The sequence below is a fragment of the Rhizobium sp. 05N49 genome (assembly GCF_056396805.1).
The window spans coordinates 99,344-119,979 of record NZ_JBFTME010000002.1; the positions used below are offsets into that span (position 1 = coordinate 99,344).

Here is a 20,636-nt window from a genome sequence, read left to right on the forward strand (position 1 = left end):
GAAAATCCGTCAGTTGGCCTTCGCGGAGAGAATGCGCCGCGCCTTTTCGAGGTCGGCGGGAGTATCGACACCGAGGGGAACCGTGTCAACGATCTCGGCATCGATGCGCATGCCCGCTTCGAGCGCTCTGAGCTGCTCCAGTGATTCGCGCTTTTCGAGCGTAGAAGGGCCGAGCGAGACGAAACGTTCGAGCGCTGCGCGTCGATAGGCATAGAGCCCGATATGATGATAGAGCGGCCCGTTGCCATAGGGCGCGGTCGTTCGGGTAAAATAGAGCGCGTGCAGGCGACTGGCAGATACCGGCGAGCCAACGACCTTGACGATATGCGGCGCGGTCTTGTCCTCGTCATTGTCGATCTCGGTCGTCAGCGTGGCGATGTCGACCGCCTCGTTTTCAAGGGGACGCAGTGCTGCGCGCACCGTCTCCGGATCGATCGTCGGCAGGTCGCCCTGGACATTGACGATGATTTTTGCCTTGCCATCCGGATCGACCTTGGTAAGCGCTTCGAAAATGCGGTCGGAACCGGACTGATGGTCCTGGCGGGTCATGACCACCTCAAAGCCCGCAGCTTCGACAGCATCGAAAACCTGCTGGTCGTCGACGGCAATGACAACCCGGCCGATTGCAGCTTCAGTGGCCCGTTTCGCGACCTGCACGATCATCGGCAGACCGCAAATATCGGCCAGCGGCTTGCCGGGAAGGCGGGTGGAAGCCATGCGCGCGGGGATCAGCACCAGCACGTCATGTAATTTTGAATCCGTCATTGTTCGGGCCTTCTAATCCGGGCTGAAAAGTGGCAAAAAGTCTCACGCACAAGACCATTTAGACAGTTGCAACGAATAGCCAAAAGACATAGGTTCCGCGCAATTTCAAGATGGTCCGGTTTCTGGTCTGCCGGCTGCAAGGGGAGCATTGCAGATGAATTCATACGTCAATACGGCCGTGGGGGCGCTGCTGGGAACGGTTTTCGTTCTGATGTCTGTCTCCATCGCGTCCGAGGGGATCTTCCATTCCGAGGCGCCGGAAAAGGAAGGTTTTGCCATCGTCGCCGAAGAGGCACCCGCCGCCGGCGGTGAAGGCGCACCTGCTGCCGTTGCTGTTCCGATTGCCCAGCTTCTTGCCAGTGCCGACGCCAAGGCTGGTGAGACCGTATTCAAGAAGTGTCAGGCCTGTCATGACGGCACCAAAGGCGGACCGAACAAGGTCGGCCCGAATCTCTTTGGTGTCGTAGATCGTCCGATCGCCTCGCATGAAGGCTTTGCATATTCCTCCGCCATGAAGGACTTCTCCAAGGGCAGCAGCGAACATTGGACCTTCGAAAACCTCAACAAGTTCCTGCTGGCACCGAAGAAGGATGTTCCGGGCACCGCCATGGGCTTTGCCGGTCTGCCGAAGGATCAGGACCGCGCCAACGTCATTCTCTATCTGCACACGCTGGCAGATTCACCGGCTCCGCTGCCGGATCCGAATGCTCCGACCGCAACGCAGTAAGCAGCGACGATTTTTTCGATAAGAAGCCCGGTCAAAAGCCGGGCTTTTTTGTTACCTTAAAGCATGTCGAGCAAAAGTGTGCAGCGAGTTTGCGATAACGACATGCTGAAAACAAAGACTTCAAGCGCGGTCAGCGAATCTGAAGGATCGCGACAGGCTTAAGCGCCGAGAATATATGCCCAGAAGGAAACCGTGATGGCGCCGAGCGCTGTCGTCACCGTGATCGTCGACGCGGCGAGGCTGTGGCCGACGCCGAAGCGGTTGGCGATCAGCCAGGCATTCACCCCTGTCGGCACCGATGAGGTCAGCACCAGCGCCGCTGCCCATTCGTTGCTGAGACCGAAAACATGGCTTGCTGCCCACACGCAGCCGGGCAACAGCAGCAGCTTGAAGGCTGAGGTTGCGCTGGCGATCCCGACATTGCCGGAGACTCCGTATTTCTGCAGCGCCATGCCGAGCGAAATCAGAGCCGCCGGACCGGCCGTGCCGGCGATCTGCGCGACGACGGAACGGATCGTTGCCGGCATGGTCAGGCCCGAGACGTGAAAGATGGCGCCTGCCACGATGCCGATGACCAGCGGATTGTGCAGCAGGTTCAGGCCGATCTGCTTCAGGACCAGGGTCATGCTGCGGTCGCTCTTGCCGGAAATCTTGCGTTCGGCATGCTCCATCATGATTGTGCCGGCAACCATCATGATCGGCAGATGCACGGCAAGCAGGATGGAAAGGGCGACAAGCCCTTCGCTACCCACGGTGCGCTCGACCAGCGGCAGGCCGATGAAGATATTGTTGGCAAAAGCGGAGGACACGCCGGCAAGCACGCCGATCCGCTCATCACGCCCGAACAAACGCGTAGCGACGATGTGTCCGGCCGCCCATGTCACGGCGACGCCGGAGAAATAGACGAGCCAGAGCCGGAACGGCGACGCGCCGTGGAAGTCGGCCTCGGCGATAGTGCGGAAAAGCAGCAGAGGCACAGCGATCTTGAAGACGAATTCGCTGAGAGCATCGCCGACACTTGCGGTGAGTATTCCGACGCGGACGATCAGCCAGCCGATGAGAATGAGAAGGAAGATTGGAAGAACGTCGAAGATGATGGCTGACATAAACTGCTGCTCTGCGCGGGGATAGCCGAGGTCTAAAGCATGTCGCGCAAAGGTGTACAGCGGTTTTACAATAGCGACATACGAAAACAAAAGACAGCAAATCGCCGGCCATGACAAATGCCATGGATGCAATATCTTTCGCGGCGCAACAAAAAAAGCGGGCTCGGCCCGCTTTTCCGCATCCGGTCCTGCCGGATAGCCGGTCGCGATGCTGCCAGTTCATCCGTGGTCAGCGTCGTCCCGGTAAGACTGGAGGGATCATCCCTCCTCTAGCCGGCCACACGAGATACCTGCATGCCGGTCTTCCTGATGCAGTTTTAGGCAGGCAAGGTGACAGCGGCGTGACGAATAAACGGCAGTTTGCGAAGTCTTTGGAAGGTGATGTGCTGTTTAGCCTTTCAATACCGGCAAATTTCGCTAAGACCGATTACCGGCTATCACAAATCCGGGACTTCCCATTTCATGACCAAATTCGATGTTCTGACAGTCGGCAACGCAATCGTCGATATTATCGCCCGTTGCGACGACCAGTTCCTCATTGACAACAAGATCACCAAGGCGRCGATGAACCTCATCGATGCCGATCGTGCCGAACTGCTTTATTCCCGCATGGGCCCGGCGCTCGAAGCCTCCGGCGGTAGCGCAGGCAATACGGCTGCAGGTGTGGCGAGCCTCGGCGGCAAGGCCGCCTATTTTGGCAAGGTTGCGGAAGACCAGCTCGGCGAGATCTTTGCGCATGATATCCGGGCTCAGGGCGTTCATTATCAGACCCGGGCCAAGGGCACGTTTCCGCCGACCGCACGTTCGATGATTTTCGTTACCGATGATGGCGAGCGTTCGATGAACACCTATCTCGGCGCATGCGTCGAGCTTGGGCCTGAGGATGTCGAAGCAGATGTGGTGGCTCAAGCCAAGGTGACCTATTTCGAAGGTTATCTCTGGGACCCGCCGCGCGCCAAGGAGGCAATCCTCGATTGCGCCCGCATCGCCCACGAGAATGGTCGCGAAATGTCGATGACACTCTCGGACAGCTTCTGCGTCGATCGTTACCGCGCTGAATTTCTGGATCTGATGCGTTCGGGCAAGGTCGATATCGTCTTCTCGAATCGCCAGGAGGCCCTGTCGCTCTACGAGACTGACGATTTCGAGGAAGCGCTGAACAAGATCGCCAAGGATTGCAAGATTGCCGCCGTCACCATGAGCGAGAACGGCGCCGTGATTCTGAAGGGCAACGAGCGCCACTACGTCGACGCGATCAAGATCAATGAAGTAGTGGATACGACGGGTGCGGGCGATCTCTTCGCGTCAGGTTTCCTCTACGGTTACACGCAGGGCCGTTCGCTCGAAGATTGCGGCAAGCTCGGCTGCCTTGCCGCCGGCATCGTCATTCAGCAGATCGGCCCGCGGCCGATGAAGTCCCTGTCCGAAGCCGCAAAGGAGGCGGGCCTTATTTAAAGGCCTCGCCCGGATAGGCGCCCCAGATTTCCGACTGCGCCACCCAACCTTCGGCGCCGTCGGTCTTTGCGAAACACCACTCTCCGCTGCACTCGCCGATCGTGATCATCACGCCGGGCTCCAGCTTGGCGACGATGCTGGAAGACGGCTGTGCTTCACGGCGGAGATTGACATAGACGCCTTTGCCCTTGCCCTTCATCCACGGCGCGGCAATAGCGGCGCGCTGGCCTGACAGCAGCGACTGATTGACCCAGCCCTCGGTACCGTCGGCATCGCGGATACGGCGCCAGTTGTCATACTCCTGGACGATTTCGACGGGCAGCCCCGATTTCAGATAGAGCCACGAAACGGCGTAGTCCGTTCCCGGGCCGATCCTAAGGTTGACGCGCTTGGACTTCAGCGTCACGAAGCGCGGCAGCGGCAGGCCGCTCGGCCCCTTGGCCGCCTGGGCTTGCGCAAATTCGATGGTGCCTGCCGATACGGCAAAGGCAACCGCCAGGGCGAGGCAGGACTTCATAACTGTGCGACGCATGGAAGCTTCCGTTGGCTCGAATTCGAATCAGGCCCTGCCTGCTCGTCTTCCGGGATTCCCCGGTCGCCTCGCGAGTTTTGTTTGTCTTCGCGTGCGGGTCTGGTAGAAAATGCCCGGAACGGGGAAATGATCGCCCAACTTGGTTAAAGACCTCTGAACAAGGCACAGCAAGCCGCCATGACGACGAAGAAAAAACCGAAGGTCTACATAACCCGCAAGCTGCCTGATGTCGTCGAAACCCGCATGCGCGAGCTTTTCGATGCCGAGTTGAATATCGACGATACGCCGCGATCCGTTCCCGAACTCGTCGAAGCCGTCAAAACCTGCGACGTGCTCGTGCCGACCGTGACGGATCGTATCGACGCAGCCCTCATCGATCAGGCCGGGCCGCAGATGAAGCTGATCGCCAGCTTTTCGAACGGCACCGATCACATCGACATCGAAGCGGCCGCGCGCCGTGGCATCACCGTCACCAACACGCCGAACGTGCTGACCGAAGACACTGCTGACATGACCATGGCGCTGATCCTCGCCGTGCCACGGCGGATCGGCGAGGGTGCACGCGTGCTGACTGACCGGCCGGGTGAATGGGCTGGCTGGTCCCCCACTTGGATGCTCGGCCGGCGCATTCACGGAAAGCGTATCGGCATCGTCGGCATGGGCCGTATAGGCACGGCCGTTGCGCGCCGTGCCAAGGCTTTCGGCCTGTCGATCCACTATCACAACCGCAAGCGCGTCAATCCCGCGACTGAGGATGAACTGGAAGCGACCTATTGGGAGAGCCTCGACCAGATGCTCGCCCGCGTCGACATCGTCTCGGTGAATTGCCCCTCGACCCCCGCGACTTTCCATCTCCTGTCGGCTCGCCGCTTGGCGTTGCTGCAGCCGACCGCCTATCTCGTCAATACAGCCCGCGGTGACGTGGTCGACGAGGCGGCGCTCATCAAATGCCTGCGGGAGGGGAAGATCGCCGGCGCCGGGCTCGATGTCTTCGAGAACGAGCCCATGGTCAATCCGAAGCTGGTGAAGCTTGCCAATGAGGGCAAGGTCGTATTGCTGCCGCATATGAGCTCGGCAACGATTGAGGGACGTGCGGAGATGGGCGAYAAGGTCATCATCAACATTCGCGCCTTCATCGATGGCCATCGTCCGCCGAATCGGGTGCTGCCGGGCCGATGACGGCCGGAGCGCTCGCATCCCTGGCCGGCTAGTCAGCCGGCGAGCGCTTTTTTCATTTCGACAAACGTCACCCGTGTAAAGCCCGGATGAGATTTCTCTGCGGTCTTTTCAAAGCCCCAGGCAGCGAAGGTCGTGTGATTGCCGACGAGCTCTATCCGAGTCTCGAGCCTCAATGCCGGAAGGCCCAGATCGAGTGCCGTCTTCTCGGCAGTATCGAGCAGGCGCCGTCCGATGCCCTTGCCTTGCGCGGATGGCAGGACCGCGAGTTTTCCGACATAGAGGCAATCTGCCTCGGGCCGCAGGAAAATGCAGCCGACGAGTTGCCCGGCCTGCTCCACGGCATAGGCGATTTCTGCCCTTGCCTTTTCCACCAGCGATTCCACCGTCAGGCGGCTTGCGGAGGAGGGCGGATCGATGCGGCTCTCCATATAGGCGAAGGACGCGAGAATGAGATCGAGCAGCTCGTTCCAGCGCACAAAGCTCTCATCGATGCGAAACGGCGTCATGCGGTCCTGTTCTGCCTCGCGCGCCGACGTTTGTAGCGGATCGTATCGAAACGGGCAGACAGCGCGTCGTAGAGCAGCAGGCGACCGACTAACGGTTCGCCTGCGCCCGTAATCAGTTTGATCGCCTCCATGGCCATCAGCGTGCCGATCACGCCCGTCAGTGCGCCAATGATGCCGGCCTCCGCACAGGCGGGGATCAATCCGGCCGGCGGTGCTTCGGGAAAGAGATCACGATATCCAGGGTTCTGGGTGCCGTCTTCGGCCGCCTCATAGGGTTTCAGCACCGTCAGCGATCCGTCGAACCGGCCAACCGCACCTGTCACAAGCGGGATAAGCGCGTTTTCCGCTGCATCGGCCGCCATATAGCGCGTATCGAAATTATCCGAGCCGTCGATCAGGAGATCGAAACCGGAGAGGTGCAGGCGTGCCGTGTCGGCGGCAAGGCGCTCGGTGAAACGGACGACTTTAATATGCGGGTTTAGCCGCGCGATCGCAATGGCTGCGCTTTCCGTCTTCATTTCGCCGATCGTACCGGAATCGTGGATCACCTGTCGCTGCAGGTTGGAAAGCGAAACACGGTCGTCATCGGCAATGCCGAGCGTACCGACGCCCGCAGCGGCCAGATATTGCAGGATCGGTGCCCCGAGCCCTCCCGCACCGATGACAAGCACCCGCGCGGCCTTCAGCTTCTGCTGGCCCGCGCCTCCGATTTCCGGCAGCAGGATATGGCGATGATAGCGTGCGATTTCGTCTGGGCTGAGAGGTTCCATGGACGTGATGCTATCACGCCGCGAACCGCCGGGAGAAGCGCTATCGCTCATTCGAAAACCCTTCCGTCCGCAACCGTGAAAAACTGTGCCCGCTCGCCAAGTGCTGCAAACATCTGACGATCGGTTCCCGTCATGAAGGCCTGACCGCCAAGCCCGTCTATGAGGTCGAACAGCGCGGCACGGCGTCCCTCGTCGAGATGGGCGGCAATCTCATCCAGGAGCATAACCGGCGCATGGCCGGTAAGGTTGCCGACGAGCCGTGCATGCGCGAGCACAAGGCCCACCAGCAGGGCTTTCTGCTCGCCGGTGGAGCAGCGTGCCGCTTCCATCTGCTTCTCCCGATGATGCACGATGAGATCGGCGCGATGCGGCCCTTCCAGCGTGCGACCGGCGCCGGCATCGCGGTACCGGTTGGCGGCGAGCGTTGCCGCATACTCATCTTCCAGATCGACCGAGGGCCGGGAGAATTGACCGTCCATGAAGCCCGAAAGCTGCAGCGAAGCCGATGGGAAGGGCGAGATCTCCCGGCTTTCTTCGACGAGTCGCGTCAGCAGGCCGAGCATTTCCTGCCGGGCGAGCGCCATGGCTATGCCGAGGCTCGCCATCTGCTCCTCGATACCGGAAAGCCAGGATGGATCGAAACGGCCTTCGTCCAGCAACTTGTTGCGGCTGCGCATGGCGCGCTCGAAGTCGCTCGCCCGCCTGCCGTGTTCGGGATCGAGCGACAGCACCAGCCTGTCGAGGAAACGCCTGCGGTCCGAGGAGCCGCCGGTAAAGAGCCCGTCCATCGCCGGTGTCAGCCAGAGCACGCGCAAATGATCGGTCAGCTCGTCGACTGTTTTTGCCGTCGTTCCGTTGATGCGCAGCCGTCGCGCCGTCGTCTCGTCGCTGGCATCAATTCCGGTACCGATCTCGACGTTACCTTCCATGCCATCGAGCTCTGCAAAGATCGAAAATCCGCCCGTAGCGCCAACGCGGGTGATATCGCCATAGGCGGCTCGGCGCAGACCGCGCCCCGGTGACAGGAACGAGACCGCCTCCATCAGGTTGGTCTTGCCCGCACCGTTGTCGCCGGTCAACACCACATGCCGGGCGTCGAGCGCAAGCGAGGCCGACGAATAATTGCGAAAGTCGGTCAGTTTCAAACGGGAAAGGGCAACCTTGTGCGGCATCGAATATCCGGAATCATCAAGGCTGACAGTTGGGAGCCTTTCCTCGTCAGAATGATTCAATCTGACAAGGGAAGGCTCTAAGCCGAAGCGCCAAGGATATCAAGGCTGAGAGCTGTCCCAGCCGTCAATGGCTGCGCGGGGCCGGCTCTTCGAGCTGTGCTTCGGCCTCTGCGATTGCCCTTTCGATCCAATAAACGAGATCCGGCCGATCTTCGATCGAGCCGCGGAGCGATTTCAATGAATCGAGGATCATCGTCAGTTTCTGGCGGCGCATATCGATGACGATACTGTCGGCATCAGATTTCCCGGTGGGAGCGGATGTCATGCAGTACTCGAAGCCTCTTGTCGTACATAAGGGTCCCGGCGCGACTAACTATCGTCCCATGCAATGAAGTCAACTACAGGGTGTTCAACTTTTCGCGACATCGCCGTTAAGTCATCAAATGAGAAGTAGAAGTTGTAGAATCGGCGGAAGAGATGTTTGTTTCGTGGCCTAATGCCCAAAAAAAGTCGGTTGAAATTTGCAACTTCCGGGTTGAGATATTCAGCTGACGCTATATGGTAAATGAAGGGTTTACCGGGAAAGAGTGCAGCAGTGCCAGATCCGATTGATATCATTGTCGGCCGAAACGTGAGACAGCTTCGCGCCCGCCGACGTGTTTCCCAACTGGAACTGGGCGAAGCGCTTGGCCTTACATTCCAGCAGATTCAGAAATACGAAAAGGGGACCAACCGCGTCTCCGCCAGCAAGCTGCATCAGATAGCGGTCTTTCTTGGTGTTGATATTTCCGAGCTTTTCGAGGGTACGGGAATTTCCCAGTTTGCCAACCGCGTTGAACTGAGCCCCGAGGCCTATGAACTGGCGATCAGCTATGACAGATTGAGCTCGACTGCGGGCAAGCAGGCGCTCAAGACGATCCTCAACCTTATATGCGGTCAGGCAGCCGAAAACGCCGCTTGACGGCTCCAGCGCCTATCCTTGAATTTGAGGGAAATTCAGTGAAGCTCGCGCTCGTGCAGCGCGACGAGCAGGGCGTCCTGCGTCTGATGGCCGGCATGATAAAGGTCGATCGCGATGCTTGCGATCGAGAGGCCTTGCTGGCTGCGAAGCTTGATGTTGCGTTCGGCGCACCACGAATAGAGCGCGCCTGCCAGTGCATCGACATCTTCGGACAGGCAGGTTGAAAAGTTCATTGCCGACATGGAAATACCCTCTGTTAGTCCCGGACTGCGGGGCCAAAGACAGTATGGATTTCAGGAACTTGCAAGTGTGATCGGATCTGTGCGTTAACGCAAGACATCTGCGCACAGACGCGCGTACCGACTTGAAACAGGTGTTTTGAATTGGAACGCGCATGAAAAAAGCCGGAGGCGGAACCTCCGGCTTTTGTAACCTTGGGGGATATCGAGCTTAGCCCTCGAAGAATTCCTTCATCCGGGCAAAGAAGCCGGTCGACTCCGGATTGTTCTCTTTTGAGGAGAGCTGCTCGAATTCCTGCAGAAGCTCGCGCTGGCGCTTGGAAAGCTTCTGCGGCGTCTCGATCTGGATCTGGATATAGAGATCACCGGTCTGGCTGGAACGCAGCACCGGCATGCCCTTGCCCTTCAGGCGGAACTGTTTGCCGGCCTGGGTGCCCTCGGGAACGGTGACGCGCGACTTGGTGCCGTCGAGCGTGGCCACATCGAACGTGCCGCCGAGCGCTGCCGTCGTCATGGAGATCGGCACGGCGCAATAGAGATCGGCTCCGTCGCGCTGATAGAACTCGTGCGGTTTCACCGACAGGAAGATATAGAGATCGCCTGCCGGGCCGCCACGCGTGCCTGCCTCGCCTTCGCCCTGCAGGCGAATGCGGGTGCCGTCCTCGATACCCGAGGGAATGTTGACCGAGAGCGAGCGTTCTTCGGTCACCCGGCCCTGGCCGTGGCATTTCGGGCACGGATCGGGAATGATCTGGCCGCGGCCGTGACAGGTCGGACAGGTGCGTTCCACCGAGAAGAAGCCCTGCGCTGCGCGCACGCGGCCCGAACCCTGGCAGGTGCCGCAGGTCTTCGGCTGTGTACCTGGCTTGGCGCCGGAACCGGAGCAGACGTCACAGGTTATCGAGGTCGGAACGCGAATCTGCGCCGTCTTGCCGGAGAATGCCTCTTCCAGCGAGATTTCCATGTTGTAGCGGAGGTCGGCGCCGCGTTCGCGACCACCCGAAGAGCGCTGCCGTCCGCGGCCGCCGCCCATCATCTCGCCGAAAATGTCCTCGAAGATATCGGAGAAGCCGCCACCGGCAAATCCGGCGCCGCCACCGAAGCCACCGGGACCGCCCATGCCGCCGTGCTCGAAGGCCGCATGGCCGTAACGATCGTAGGCCGCGCGCTTCTGCGGGTCTTTCAGCGTTTCATAGGCTTCGTTGATTTCCTTGAACTTGCGTTCGGCGTCTTTGTCATCCGGGTTCTTGTCCGGATGGTATTTCATTGCCAGCTTGCGGAAGGCGCTTTTCAGCTCTTTCTCATCCGCCGTCTTGGCTACACCCAGAGTTTCGTAAAAGTCCGCTTTTGCCAATTTAAGCCCCGGAAATGGATTTCCGGCTGCCATGGTGAGCAGCCGGATGTCTATCGTCTAGCGTAGGCCGCAGCCCGGATTAAGCGGACTTCTTGCGGTCGTCGTCCTTGACTTCTTCGTAGTCGGCGTCGACGACATTGTCATCACCTGCCGAAGCGTCGGCCGTGCCGCCTTCAGCCTGCTGGGCTTCATAGATAGCCTGGCCGAGCTTCATGGAAACTTCCATGAGGGTCTGGGTCTTGGCCTTGATGTCTTCGGCGTCGGCATCGGTCGCTTCGGTCGCGGACTTCAGCGCGGCAATCGCATCGGAGATTGCAGTGCGATCGGCTTCGGAAACCTTGTCGCCGTAATCCTTGAGCGACTTCTCCGTGGAATGAACAAGGCTTTCGGCCTGGTTCTTTGCTTCCACACCTTCGCGGCGCTTCTTGTCTTCGGCGGCATGCGATTCGGCATCCTTGACCATCTTTTCGATGTCGGCGTCGGAAAGACCGCCGGAAGCCTGGATACGGATCTGCTGTTCCTTGCCGGTGCCCTTGTCCTTGGCCGAAACCTGCACGATGCCGTTCGCGTCAATGTCGAAAGTGACTTCGATCTGCGGAACGCCACGCGGTGCCGGCGGCAGGCCAACGAGGTCGAACTGGCCGAGCAGCTTGTTGTCGGCAGCCATTTCACGCTCGCCCTGCGAGACGCGGATGGTGACGGCCTGCTGATTGTCGTCGGCGGTCGAGAAGGTCTGGCTCTTCTTCGTCGGGATCGTCGTGTTGCGTTCGATCAGACGGGTGAAGACGCCACCGAGGGTTTCGATGCCGAGAGACAGCGGGGTAACGTCGAGAAGCAGAACGTCCTTGACGTCGCCCTGCAGAACGCCGGCCTGGATGGCGGCGCCGAGAGCAACGACTTCATCCGGGTTGACGCCCTTGTGCGGTTCCTTGCCGAACAGCTGCTTGACGACTTCCTGTACCTTCGGCATGCGGCTCATGCCGCCGACGAGAACGACTTCGTCGATTTCGGCAGCGGTGACGCCGGCATCCTTGAGGGCTGCCTTGCACGGAGCGATCGTGCGCTGAACGAGATCGTCGACCAGGCTTTCGAGCTTGGCGCGGGTCAGCTTCAGCGTCAGGTGCTTCGGGCCGGAAGCATCAGCCGTGATGAACGGCAGGTTGATTTCGGTCTGCTGCGAAGAGGACAGCTCGATCTTTGCCTTTTCGGCAGCTTCCTTGAGGCGCTGCAGGGCAAGCTTGTCGTTCTTCAGGTCGATGCCATTGTCCTTCTTGAACTCGGCAACGAGATATTCGACGAGACGCATGTCGAAGTCTTCACCGCCGAGGAACGTGTCGCCGTTGGTGGACTTCACTTCGAAGACGCCATCGCCAATCTCGAGGATCGAGATATCGAAGGTGCCGCCGCCAAGGTCGTAAACGGCGATCGTCTTGCCGTCCTTCTTGTCGAGGCCATAGGCGAGAGCGGCAGCTGTCGGCTCGTTGATGATGCGGAGCACTTCAAGACCAGCGATCTTGCCGGCATCCTTGGTTGCCTGGCGCTGCGCGTCGTTGAAATATGCGGGAACGGTGATGACGGCCTTTTCGACCTTTTCACCGAGGTAGGATTCGGCGGTTTCCTTCATCTTCTGAAGGATCATCGCGGAAATCTGTGCGGGCGAGTAGCCCTTGCCATTTGCTTCGACCCAGGCGTCGCCATTATCGCCCTTGACGATCGTGAAGGGAACGAGGTGCTTGTCCTTCTCAACGGTCGGATCTTCGTAACGGCGGCCGATGAGGCGCTTTACGGCGAAGAGTGTATTCGTGGGGTTGGTGACCGCCTGGCGCTTGGCCGGCTGGCCGACGAGGCGTTCGCCGTCATCGGAAAATGCCACCATGGAAGGGGTCGTACGCGCACCTTCCGCGTTCTCGATGACCTTTGCGTCCTTGCCGTCCATGACCGCGACGCAGGAATTTGTCGTTCCAAGGTCGATACCAATTACTTTTGCCATGTCATTCTCTCCTTGAAGCAAGCTGTCGGAACCCCGGTAAGGCATTTCCCTGACAGCCCCTTACGGGATGGGTCTACTAAGATTACGCAATCGTGATTGCGGTGATGCGGCGTATATAAGGAGCGGTTTTCTGGACTGCAAGGCGAGAAATGGCCCGGAATCCAGCAAAACGAATGTGTTGCATTCAATTTTTACAGTAGCCGGAAAAGGGTCTGCTTTGCACCTTCAAACCGTGCAAATCTTGCACGCCGAGCCTTGCGCGGGACGTGCTCCCATAAGGCATCCATTTCCGTCGCAATACTGTCTCCGGCTCCTACTGTCCCATGATGAGATCGAGCAGGGTCGTGCGTCGCGGCTGCGCCCCTGACGTTGCTTGCGGTCCGCCCACATCACCGGGCGGCACCATGTCGTCGTAACCCCCGCCGGCAACATCGGCAGGCGGCACCGGCCCGCCGTTGACGGGCATCGCTGCCTGCGGCTGTCCGGGCGCCGGCGGATAGCGGTTCACATCGGCATTGCCGCCGAAAACACCGGAAATGATGCTGCCGACTGTCGACGGCTGCTCGGGTGTCGGCTGCGCCTGCGCCATCGGCTGGCCGTTGCCGGGATCAGCGGCAGGATCAGAGAATGTCTGGCCCATGCCGAAGAGCGGCGCTGGCGAAAGGCCCTTATGCGCGGCGACCATGAATTCCTTCCAGGCCTTGGCGGGAAGCCCGCCGCCGGTCACCTTCTTCATCGGCGTGCCGTCGTCATTGCCGAACCAGACGCCTGTCGTCAGGTTGCTGGTGAAACCGACGAACAGCGCATCGCGCGAATTCTGCGTCGTGCCGGTCTTGCCTGCAGCCTGCCAGCCGGGAAGCTTGGCGCTCGAGCCTGTCCCGCCGTTGATGACGCCCATCATCATCATGTTCATTTCCGCGACGATCTGCTCGGAAAGCACGCGCGGCGGATTGTCATAGGTGTTCTCGTAGAGCACCTTGCCGTCGGTCGTGGTCACCCGGCGGATCACGTGCGGCGTTGCCTTGTAGCCACCATTCATGAAGGCGGCATAGGAGGCCGTCAGCTCCATCAGAGAGACTTCCGACGTACCGAGGGCGATCGATGCGTTGGGCTGCAGATCCGATTGGATGCCGAGACGGTGGGCAAGCTTGATCACCTGATCCGGCCCGTCATACATCACGAGCTGCGCCGCCACCGTATTCAGCGACTTGGCAAGTGCTGTCCGGAGCGTCACTTCGCCATTGTATTTCTTCTCGTAATTCTCCGGCGTCCAGTTGCCGATGCGGATCGGCGCATCGTTGAAGACGGAGTCCGGCGTCAGGCCTTTTTCAAGCGCGGCCGCATAAACAAATGGCTTGAAGGACGAGCCCGGCTGGCGCTTGGCCTTGACGGCGCGGTTGAACTGGCTCGTCGCATAATCCCTGCCGCCGACGAGCGCCCGGATCGCGCCCGTACCGTCGATCGAGACGAGGGCGGCCTGCGATGCATCGAACTTGCCGCCTTCCTTGTCGAGCACGTCGACTAGCGACTGTTCGGCCTTCTTTTCGAGATTCTTGTCGATCGTCGTATCGACGATGACGTCTTCCTTCACGTCGCCGACGAGCCCCTGCAGTTCGTCCATCACCATATCGGCGACATATTGTCCGGCGCCCGACCAGTAGCTGCGGGCAGAAGCCGGCGTCTGCGACATCGCCGTCTTGATTTCGTCGGCACTGATATAGCCCTGGTCGCGCATCGCCTGCAGCACGACCTGCGCGCGGGCATTGGCCGCCTCCGGATCACGGGCCGGCGAAAGGCGCGACGGCGCCTTCACGAGGCCCGCAAGCAAGGCCGCCTCGCCGAGGTTCACATCGCGCGCCGACTTGTTGAAATAGCGCCGCGCTGCCGCTTCCACGCCGTAGGCATTCGAGCCGAAATAGACGCGGTTCAGATACATCGCAAGGATCTGGTCCTTGGTATATTTCTGCTCCAGCCAGAAGGAGAGCAGCACCTCCTGCACCTTGCGCTCCAGAGTGCGCTCGGGCGAGAGGAACAGGTTCTTGGCAAGCTGCTGCGTCAGCGTCGAGCCGCCCTGGATCGGCTGGCCGGTCGCATTGTTGACGAAGGCGCGCGCCAGCCCGAACGGATCGACGCCGAAATGCGAATAGAAGCGCCGGTCTTCGATCGCGATGATCGCCTCCGGAATGTAGGGAGACATGTTCTCCAGGGAGAGCTCCTCGCCGCCGGTCGCACCGCGGTTGGCGATTGCGCTGCCGTCCACCGCGGTGATCTTGACGTTCGGTGGCCGCTCCGGGATTGCCCAGGTGCTGGCGCTTGGCATGCGCGAACCGTAGTAGAACACGAGCCCGGCAACGCCGATGCCCACCCAGATACCAAGCACGATGCACCAGTAGACGACCCTGCGCAGGAACGCGAACAGCCCGCCGCCTTCCCGTTCGCGTGGCTCGGAACGACGCTTTGCCGGTGCGCGCCGTGGAGCGGGCGATTTCGATGTACGTTTGGAGCCATGCCGTCCGTCGATGCGATCGTCGGCATCGAGCGCGAATTCGTCGTCTTCCTCACGACCGCCACGGCCGTTGAAGGACGGTTCGATCCTGTCATCTGATCTACGTCTGGCTACCATCGTGGAGCGGCTGAACCCTTGCTGCAAGACCGCGCCCCCAGGCAACGGTTTTATCCGAGTGAACTGTAAATGCGGCGAATTAACGGGCTGTTAAGAACAACATCAATGTGGCCAAGTGCACCATCTGCCTGCATTTTCTCCGTCAGCCAGCCATGACTTCCTCCCATGGCTGCCGTTCATGTGACCGCCCCAAAACCGACATATATCGCCGCGACTTCCGCGCACGGAAGAAGCGCAATGCGCAATATCCAGGCAGAACATGACGATTGATCCCGTCAGAATGGATGAGGCACGCCCGCGCGAAGTCTGGAGCGTGCATGCTTTTGCGCAGCATCACCGTCTCGACAGGATGGACGAGAGCCGGCTGAAGATGCTGCTCGGCCCCTATGCGCGGATGCGCGACACAGCGCCACATATCTTCCGGCTGGTGAGGGAACCAATAGGCTTGCCCGCAGTTCTATGATGAGCGGGACAAACCCCTCACGTCCCGCCAAGATCGGCCGTCTCCCCTCAACACGTGCCGATCGATATCAGGCCCGGCGTATCACCAGATGCGTCGGGTCCTTTTTGTTTCAGGGGCGATGGGGACCGCGATCGCGGTAATAATAGACCGGTCCGCGGCGCCAGCGGTCACGTTCACGATAGAAGTCGAGGTTGCAGTAGTAGCGATCCCAATAGGGGCGGACGCTGAAGGTGACCGTCGGAATGCCGAGCGGACGACAATATTGCGGACCGACGTAGATGCGGTACCGCTCATAGGTCGCCTGGACATATTGGCCTGAGATCCCACCCGCGATCGCCATGGAATTCCACGTCGCACCAGGGTTTTCACTTTCACCTTTTACTCCTCGCAATAAACGATGGGCGACCCGCCTGGGATGCACGTTTACCCGGAAAATCAAAGGTAGAGCGTCTGCGGCATCGGTCACGCAGCACGGATTTCGTTTTTCTTTCAAAGGCATATGAGAGAGGCGGAATGAACGCAGCTTGAACGGGAATCAAGGTTTTCCATGGGCCTTGAAATGTGAAAGGCGGCTTCCGATATAATGTTTCAGAAATTGCAGCCCGGAAATGTCGTGCGCATCATCTGTTGCATCAGTTCCGCGATCTGGTTGGATCAGCCGTTTACCGGCCGTAAACCTTTCGAGATCAGTCTGGCTGTGCTTTGTCCGCTTCTCCTTTGACCACGGATGTACTGGCACTGAGATGAGGCGGATAACGGAAGGCCGGTTTGCCCGGCCTTTTTGTTTGCAGATTTCGGATGGCGTGCCGCGAAGATCGCAGGCACGCCTTTTTTGTTTCAAGCCTTCAGTGCGGCAAGGATGCGTACCCAGGAACGGATACCCTTGTGGTAGGAGGCCAGATCGTACTTTTCGTTCGGCGAATGGATACGGTCGTCGGAAAGCCCGAAGCCCACGAGAAGGGATTCCATGCCGAGCATTTTCTGAAAATCGCCGACGATCGGGATAGAGCCGCCCATGCCGATGACGATGGCGGGCTTCGGCCATTCGTCGGAAAGCGCATTGCGCGCCTTGGTCAGAACAGGCGAGTCATAGGAAAGATGAATGGCCGGGGAGGCGCCATGCGGGTGGAACTCGACCGAGCAGTCGGCGGGGATCTTCGAACGAACGTAGTTGCGGAAGCTCTCACGGATCGCTGCCGGATCCTGCGTGCCGACGAGCCGGAAAGAGACTTTTGCCGATGCCTTCGCAGCAATGACGGTCTTGAAGCCTTCACCGGTATAGCCACCCCAGATGCCGTTGACTTCGGCCGTCGGTCGCGCCCAGGTGAGTTCCAGGACCGAGCGGCCCTTTTCGCCTGAGGGAATGGAGAGGCCGACTTCGCCGAGGAAGTTTTCCGCCGATTTGCCGAGCGCCTCCCAGGATGCCTTGATGTTGGCAGGCGTTTCCTCCACACCGTCGTAGAAACCTTGAAGTGTAATACGACCGGTTTCGTCATGCAGGCCGGCAAGCGCCTCCACAAGAATATGGATCGGATTGGCCGCGGCACCGCCGAACAGGCCGGAATGCAGGTCGCGGTCGGCGGCTGTCACCACGATTTCTTCGCCGACGAGGCCGCGAAGCGCAGCTGCGATTGCCGGCGTATCGCGATCCCACATGCTGGTGTCGCAGACGAGGGCGTAATCGGCCTTGAGTTCGGCGGCATTGGCTTCGAGGAACGGCTTCAGCGACGGCGATCCGGACTCTTCTTCGCCCTCGAAAAGAATGGTGACGCGGCAGGGAAGGGCGCCGTTGATCTCCTTGTAGGCGCGGCAGGCCTCCACGAAGGTCATCAGCTGGCCCTTGTCATCGGAGGTGCCGCGGCCGGTCAGGATCTTGCGGCCGTTGCCGGCATCTTTGACGGCGGGATCGAAAGGGTCGTTTTCCCAGAGCTCGATCGGATCGACCGGTTGCACGTCATAGTGACCGTAGAACAGGACGTGGGGCGCATCGGCAGAGGCACCCTCGTGATGGGCGACCACCATCGGGTGGCCGGGCGTGTCGCGAACCGAGGCGTCAAAGCCAAGCGTCTTGAGATAGGCGATCAGCCATTCGGCTGCCTTGCGGCATTCAGCCTTGTAGGCCGGATCGGTCGAGATCGACTTGATGCGCAAGAGCTCGAACAGCTTTTCGAGGCTTGAATTGAGATTCTGGTCCGCACGCGCAAGGATAGGATTTAGTTCGGTCATTTCCGACTCCTTCTGAAATTCGGCCGGACGATAGACCCAATCGGCTGCCGTTTCGAGCGTCAAATTTTCAAGTTTTTTTGTTGGCGCCAAATGCTGAAAGGCTGAAGTAGGTATCGCTAATGCAATTTACAGTTATTTAGCATGTTCTAAATAATCTCGCGCCGAGGTGGATTTTCGAGGTGGCGAATGTTCTCAGTTATTGCCTGCATCAGAGACAACCACGACTGGCGACTGGTCATTGCCGCCGCAATTGTCTGTCTCGTCGGCAGCCTGACGACAATGCTCCTTCTCTTCCGTGCCCAGGAATGCGACGCCGGACAGCGCAAGCTGTGGATCGCCACGTCAGCCTTTGCCTGCGGCGTCGGCGTATGGGCTACGCATTTCATCGCCATGCTCGCCTATGACGGCGGCATGCCGATCAGCTACGATCTGGGTCTCACGTTTCTCTCTGTATTCCTGTCGATTTTCGGCGCCTGGGTAGCCATCCTGATCGCGTCGGAGGGCCGGAGCTATTCTTTCGCTTTCGGCGGCGTGCTGATGGCGCTTGGCATCATGGCCATGCATATGACTGGCATGCAGGCGATCGAGGCCCAGGCCATCGTCGTCTATGATGCCTTTATGTCGGTCGTCGCTTTCTGCTCCTGCGCGGCTCTGGCAACCATTGCCTTCCTCGCCTTCTTCAAGCTGAAAGGCATGAAACGCTTTGCCGCATCCTCCGGCGCTTTCGTGCTGGCGATCTGCATGCTGCATTTCATCTCGATGAGCAGCATTGCACTGGTGCCGGACGCGACGCGCGAGGTGCCGGCGATGACGCTTCAGCCCCAGGTGCTTGCCGTAATCGTGATGGCTGTCGCCACCGGCCTCATCCTCATGGCCTTCGGCGCAGTCTTCCTCGAAAGCCATCTGACCGATCTTCACGGCCTCGCCAATGTCTCGCAGGAAGGACTGGTCATTCTACGGGAAGGCAAGATCATCGACACCAATGAACGCTTCCTGGCCCTCTCAGGCTGGAAGCTCTCGGAACTCACGGGCAACATTTCCTCGTCCGTGCTGGCTCTCATTCATGCTGAGCGGGAGAGCGAGCATGAGGAAATGCTGTTGATCGCCAAGGATGAGAGGGAAATCCCCGTCGAGGTTGTCATGCGGCGGATCGTCTATCGCGGACGCCATTGCGACGTTCTCGTCGTCCGCGATCTGACCGAACGCAAGCGCGCCGAAGAGATGATCGAGCATCTCGCCCATCATGATGTTCTGACGGACCTGCCGAACCGTTCGCTTTTCGATACGCGCATTCGCCAGGCTCTGCAGGTCGCCGAATGCAAGCGAACGCAAGTCGCCGTCTTCTGTATCGATCTCGACCGCTTCAAGGCCGTCAACGATATTTTCGGTCACGCCGAAGGTGATCGCATCCTGCGCAAGGTCGCCACGATCCTCAAACGCTGCGTCGACAAGGATGACACGATCGCGCGACTTGGCGGCGACGAATTCGCCATCGTCCAGCCGAGCAAGCAGCAACCCGACGCGGCCCATCGCCTTGCGCGACGTATCATCGACGAATTCGCGGCCGAGATGGATACTGCCCGCGATCCGACGGCCGTCGGCGCGAGCATCGGCATCGCGATCTATCCAGCGGATGGAGACTCGGCCGAAGAGCTCTGCAACAATGCCGATACAGCTCTTTATCGCATCAAACATGCCGGGCGCGGCGCAGCCTGCTTCTTCGACGCGGAAATGGACGAGTCGGTGCGTGCCCGTCGCCAGATCGAACACGAGCTTCGCCACGCCATCACCCGCAATCAGCTCCATGTAAGCTATCAGCCAATCCTCGATGCGCGCAGCGGTGAGATCAATGGTTATGAAGCCTTGATGCGCTGGAACCGGCCGGGCCACGGCATGAGCGAGCCGGATATCTTCATTCCGATCGCCGAGGAAAGCGGCTCGATCGTCCAGCTCGGCGAATGGATCCTGCGCGAAGCCTGCATGGAGGCCGCCCGCTGGCCGCAGCCGCTATCGATCGCCGTCAATGTCTCCCCGGTTCAGTTTCTGTTGCCCAATCTTTGCCAGCGGGTGGCTGAGATTCTCAAGGAGGCGGACCTCGCGCCGGAACGCCTGGAACTGGAGATCACCGAAGTGGCGCTCATACGCGATCGCAACCGGGTCATGAACACGCTTCAGCGCCTGCGCGACCTCGGAGTGCGCATCGTCATGGACGATTTCGGCACTGGCTTCTCCTCGCTTTCCAACCTGCGTTCCTTCCCTTTCGACAAGATCAAGGTCGACCGCAGCTTCACCGGCATACTGGAGCATGATGCCGGCGCTCGCTCGATCGTCCGCGCCATCATCGGGCTGGGGCATAGTCTCGGCATGCCTGTTGTCACCGAAGGCGTCGAAACAGAGATGCAACGTCAGATCGTCGTGGAAGAAGGCTGTACCCAGTTGCAGGGGCTCTTGCTTGGAAAGCCGGATATCGAGCCGAGTATCAAGCTCGCCGCTCGCGAAAACTTCCTTTCGGCAAATACCGAAGCAGAGCTGACGCAAGCAAAGCGCGACCGCGCGGCGGCGGAGTGA

At 59.8% G+C, this 20,636-nt stretch carries 18 protein-coding genes and 1 pseudogene; 6 read left to right on the forward strand and 13 right to left on the reverse strand.

What is annotated here, in order from left to right; all coding sequences use genetic code 11:
- Positions 1-9 precede the first annotated feature (9 nt).
- Entirely contained in the window at positions 10-765 is a 756-nt protein-coding gene (locus AC1DF8_RS04680; protein WP_477995117.1) for a 3-deoxy-manno-octulosonate cytidylyltransferase, read from the reverse strand.
- Between the two features lie 154 nt (positions 766-919).
- On the opposite strand from AC1DF8_RS04680, the gene AC1DF8_RS04685 reads away from it, so the two are divergent.
- Positions 920-1,492 (forward strand): c-type cytochrome, encoded by a 573-nt coding sequence (locus AC1DF8_RS04685; RefSeq protein ID WP_113146750.1) that lies wholly within the window; start codon positions 920-922, stop codon positions 1,490-1,492.
- A 158-nt stretch (positions 1,493-1,650) separates the two neighbouring features.
- Here the strand turns inward: AC1DF8_RS04685 and AC1DF8_RS04690 are convergent, their stop codons facing one another.
- Positions 1,651-2,598: an AEC family transporter gene (locus AC1DF8_RS04690; protein WP_113016192.1), complete on the reverse strand. Its 948-nt coding sequence runs from the start codon at positions 2,596-2,598 to the stop codon at positions 1,651-1,653.
- A 462-nt stretch (positions 2,599-3,060) separates the two neighbouring features.
- Between AC1DF8_RS04690 and AC1DF8_RS04695 the strand changes: the two genes are divergently transcribed.
- Positions 3,061-4,053 (forward strand): adenosine kinase, encoded by a 993-nt coding sequence (locus AC1DF8_RS04695; RefSeq protein ID WP_477995118.1) that lies wholly within the window; start codon positions 3,061-3,063, stop codon positions 4,051-4,053.
- Here AC1DF8_RS04695 and AC1DF8_RS04700 read toward each other — a convergent pair.
- Positions 4,046-4,585: an SH3 domain-containing protein gene (locus tag AC1DF8_RS04700; protein ID WP_112970182.1), complete on the reverse strand. Its 540-nt coding sequence runs from the start codon at positions 4,583-4,585 to the stop codon at positions 4,046-4,048. The genes AC1DF8_RS04695 and AC1DF8_RS04700 overlap by 8 nt on opposite strands.
- 177 nt (positions 4,586-4,762) lie before the next feature.
- Here AC1DF8_RS04700 and AC1DF8_RS04705 point away from each other — a divergent pair, with 177 nt between their 5' ends.
- Positions 4,763-5,764 (forward strand): 2-hydroxyacid dehydrogenase, encoded by a 1,002-nt coding sequence (locus AC1DF8_RS04705; RefSeq protein ID WP_112970181.1) that lies wholly within the window; start codon positions 4,763-4,765, stop codon positions 5,762-5,764.
- A 32-nt stretch (positions 5,765-5,796) separates the two neighbouring features.
- Here AC1DF8_RS04705 and AC1DF8_RS04710 read toward each other — a convergent pair whose 3' ends face one another.
- The 4 genes from AC1DF8_RS04710 to AC1DF8_RS04725 all read right to left on the reverse strand — a co-directional run bounded on the left by AC1DF8_RS04710 (position 5,797) and on the right by AC1DF8_RS04725 (position 8,537).
- Complete coding sequence (locus AC1DF8_RS04710; protein ID WP_477995119.1) at positions 5,797-6,270, reverse strand: GNAT family N-acetyltransferase; 474 nt, start codon at positions 6,268-6,270, stop codon at positions 5,797-5,799.
- A complete protein-coding gene (locus tag AC1DF8_RS04715; protein ID WP_477995120.1) occupies positions 6,267-7,091 on the reverse strand; it encodes a molybdopterin-synthase adenylyltransferase MoeB in 825 nt (274 codons plus the stop codon). The genes AC1DF8_RS04710 and AC1DF8_RS04715 overlap by 4 nt, the downstream gene beginning before the upstream one ends.
- On the reverse strand, positions 7,088-8,212 hold the full coding sequence (recF, locus tag AC1DF8_RS04720; RefSeq protein WP_477995121.1) for a DNA replication/repair protein RecF: 1,125 nt from the start codon (positions 8,210-8,212) through the stop codon (positions 7,088-7,090). The genes AC1DF8_RS04715 and recF overlap by 4 nt, the downstream gene beginning before the upstream one ends.
- A gap of 124 nt (positions 8,213-8,336) precedes the next feature.
- Positions 8,337-8,537: a hypothetical protein gene (locus tag AC1DF8_RS04725; protein ID WP_112542826.1), complete on the reverse strand. Its 201-nt coding sequence runs from the start codon at positions 8,535-8,537 to the stop codon at positions 8,337-8,339.
- A 270-nt stretch (positions 8,538-8,807) separates the two neighbouring features.
- On the opposite strand from AC1DF8_RS04725, the gene AC1DF8_RS04730 reads away from it, so the two are divergent.
- The gene (locus AC1DF8_RS04730) at positions 8,808-9,173 is read left to right on the forward strand and encodes a helix-turn-helix domain-containing protein (protein WP_112542825.1); all 366 of its coding nucleotides are present in this window, start codon (positions 8,808-8,810) and stop codon (positions 9,171-9,173) included.
- Between the two features lie 35 nt (positions 9,174-9,208).
- Here the strand turns inward: AC1DF8_RS04730 and AC1DF8_RS04735 are convergent, their stop codons facing one another.
- The 4 genes from AC1DF8_RS04735 to AC1DF8_RS04750 form a co-directional block, all read right to left on the reverse strand.
- Positions 9,209-9,415, reverse strand: coding sequence for a hypothetical protein (locus tag AC1DF8_RS04735; RefSeq protein ID WP_183847663.1), 207 nt, complete (start codon positions 9,413-9,415; stop codon positions 9,209-9,211).
- Between the two features lie 208 nt (positions 9,416-9,623).
- On the reverse strand, positions 9,624-10,766 hold the full coding sequence (dnaJ, locus tag AC1DF8_RS04740) for a molecular chaperone DnaJ (protein ID WP_112542824.1): 1,143 nt from the start codon (positions 10,764-10,766) through the stop codon (positions 9,624-9,626).
- Between the two features lie 79 nt (positions 10,767-10,845).
- Positions 10,846-12,756 (reverse strand): molecular chaperone DnaK, encoded by a 1,911-nt coding sequence (gene dnaK, locus AC1DF8_RS04745; protein WP_112542823.1) that lies wholly within the window; start codon positions 12,754-12,756, stop codon positions 10,846-10,848.
- Between the two features lie 313 nt (positions 12,757-13,069).
- Positions 13,070-15,379 carry a transglycosylase domain-containing protein gene (locus tag AC1DF8_RS04750; protein WP_477995122.1) on the reverse strand — a complete coding sequence of 770 codons (2,310 nt, stop codon included), beginning with the start codon at positions 15,377-15,379 and terminating at the stop codon, positions 13,070-13,072.
- A gap of 259 nt (positions 15,380-15,638) precedes the next feature.
- Between AC1DF8_RS04750 and AC1DF8_RS04755 the strand changes: the two genes are divergently transcribed.
- The gene (locus AC1DF8_RS04755; protein WP_477995123.1) at positions 15,639-15,842 is read left to right on the forward strand and encodes a hypothetical protein; all 204 of its coding nucleotides are present in this window, start codon (positions 15,639-15,641) and stop codon (positions 15,840-15,842) included.
- A 127-nt stretch (positions 15,843-15,969) separates the two neighbouring features.
- Here the strand turns inward: AC1DF8_RS04755 and AC1DF8_RS04760 are convergent.
- Together AC1DF8_RS04760 and AC1DF8_RS04765 are read right to left on the reverse strand one after the other, a co-directional pair.
- A pseudogene (locus AC1DF8_RS04760) lies at positions 15,970-16,201 on the reverse strand (SH3 domain-containing protein); the annotation flags it as partial.
- A gap of 478 nt (positions 16,202-16,679) precedes the next feature.
- The gene (locus tag AC1DF8_RS04765) at positions 16,680-18,068 is read right to left on the reverse strand and encodes a dipeptidase (protein ID WP_112970259.1); all 1,389 of its coding nucleotides are present in this window, start codon (positions 18,066-18,068) and stop codon (positions 16,680-16,682) included.
- Between the two features lie 186 nt (positions 18,069-18,254).
- Between AC1DF8_RS04765 and AC1DF8_RS04770 the strand changes: the two genes are divergently transcribed.
- Positions 18,255-20,636, forward strand: coding sequence for a bifunctional diguanylate cyclase/phosphodiesterase (locus tag AC1DF8_RS04770; RefSeq protein ID WP_477995124.1), 2,382 nt, complete (start codon positions 18,255-18,257; stop codon positions 20,634-20,636).

What these genes read in the sequence shown, in the direction of transcription:
- AC1DF8_RS04680 (WP_477995117.1), bottom strand. Translation starts at nt 765, where the DNA reads ATGACGGATTCAAAATTACATGACGTGCTGGTGCTGATCCCCGCGCGC.
- AC1DF8_RS04685 (WP_113146750.1), top strand. Translation starts at nt 920, where the DNA reads ATGAATTCATACGTCAATACGGCCGTGGGGGCGCTGCTGGGAACGGTT.
- AC1DF8_RS04690 (WP_113016192.1), bottom strand. Translation starts at nt 2,598, where the DNA reads ATGTCAGCCATCATCTTCGACGTTCTTCCAATCTTCCTTCTCATTCTC.
- AC1DF8_RS04700 (WP_112970182.1), bottom strand. Translation starts at nt 4,585, where the DNA reads ATGCGTCGCACAGTTATGAAGTCCTGCCTCGCCCTGGCGGTTGCCTTT.
- AC1DF8_RS04710 (WP_477995119.1), bottom strand. Translation starts at nt 6,270, where the DNA reads ATGACGCCGTTTCGCATCGATGAGAGCTTTGTGCGCTGGAACGAGCTG.
- AC1DF8_RS04715 (WP_477995120.1), bottom strand. Translation starts at nt 7,091, where the DNA reads ATGAGCGATAGCGCTTCTCCCGGCGGTTCGCGGCGTGATAGCATCACG.
- recF (WP_477995121.1), bottom strand. Translation starts at nt 8,212, where the DNA reads ATGCCGCACAAGGTTGCCCTTTCCCGTTTGAAACTGACCGACTTTCGC.
- AC1DF8_RS04725 (WP_112542826.1), bottom strand. Translation starts at nt 8,537, where the DNA reads ATGACATCCGCTCCCACCGGGAAATCTGATGCCGACAGTATCGTCATC.
- AC1DF8_RS04735 (WP_183847663.1), bottom strand. Translation starts at nt 9,415, where the DNA reads ATGTCGGCAATGAACTTTTCAACCTGCCTGTCCGAAGATGTCGATGCA.
- dnaK (WP_112542823.1), bottom strand. Translation starts at nt 12,756, where the DNA reads ATGGCAAAAGTAATTGGTATCGACCTTGGAACGACAAATTCCTGCGTC.
- AC1DF8_RS04750 (WP_477995122.1), bottom strand. Translation starts at nt 15,379, where the DNA reads ATGGTAGCCAGACGTAGATCAGATGACAGGATCGAACCGTCCTTCAAC.
- AC1DF8_RS04755 (WP_477995123.1), top strand. Translation starts at nt 15,639, where the DNA reads ATGACGATTGATCCCGTCAGAATGGATGAGGCACGCCCGCGCGAAGTC.
- AC1DF8_RS04765 (WP_112970259.1), bottom strand. Translation starts at nt 18,068, where the DNA reads ATGACCGAACTAAATCCTATCCTTGCGCGTGCGGACCAGAATCTCAAT.
- AC1DF8_RS04770 (WP_477995124.1), top strand. Translation starts at nt 18,255, where the DNA reads ATGTTCTCAGTTATTGCCTGCATCAGAGACAACCACGACTGGCGACTG.